General features: G+C 49.4%; 1 protein-coding gene. It reads left to right on the top strand.

The features are described from left to right. Positions 1-220: DUF4942 domain-containing protein (locus ACXAH3_RS16465; protein ID WP_474863354.1), on the top strand; the 220-nt coding region annotated here is incomplete at its 5' end. Positions 221-447 lie beyond the last annotated feature (227 nt).

Genomic DNA, 447 nt, shown 5'->3' on the forward strand with positions numbered 1-447 from the left:
GCGTATAACCTCGGGGCTGGTTTTGAAGTACTTGAATGGAGAGCGTTCTGTCATAGAAGGACGCTATGTCAGCACCCCGCCCGCTTCAACCGGAATCCCTTTGACAGTACCCGTCAGCGACTATTCCAAGGTTCGTGGATTCCAAAATGGCAATGCCCATCTTTGGTTCACCCGAGATGATCTGGTGGATAAGGCCAATAAGATCCTGGCTGATTGTTGAATGTCATACGAACCTGACCCAAGGGTGCTGTCAGACGAATTCGAACTCGTCTCAAAATGCCAGCTGCTCCAACTTCTAGCAAGCAAACAAATTGCACCAATCGGTTAACGATTGGGCGCGGAGTTCTTTAAATCTGATACGGGTCTCGAGGTGACGTTGGTGGCTAAACTGATTGAAAATGGCGGCGTGGATTGACGTGAATTTCTGCAGACTTCGCATCGATCGGA

Source organism: Aliiroseovarius sp. ABM4_368 (genome assembly GCF_056161205.1).